General features: G+C 55.2%; 1 pseudogene. It reads left to right on the forward strand.

From position 1 onward, the window contains the following. A pseudogene (locus ACZXDY_RS46760) lies at positions 1 to 128 on the forward strand (PRC-barrel domain containing protein); the annotation flags it as partial. Between the last annotated feature and the right edge of the window lie 120 nt (positions 129 to 248).

A 248-nucleotide genomic window follows, 5' to 3' on the forward strand; every position in this document is an offset into this window, starting at 1 on the left:
TCCTTACTAACGGAAAGGCAGGTACGGTCGAGAACGTTTGGCTGGATGAGTTGCACGGCCTTCGGATTTCGATCAAAGGCCACGACGGGAAATGGCCGGTCTCAACCATCAAGTTCCCTGAGGACTAATTTCTTGCACCGGCCCCCGCTGTCCACCTGCGCGCTCTTTTCAGAACATTCCGATCAGGATGAAGACGCCGACCTCGAGCAGAAACGTCGTCGACATGATGGCGACGGTCAGGAACACAT

Source organism: Bradyrhizobium sp. LeoB3 (assembly GCF_055456055.1).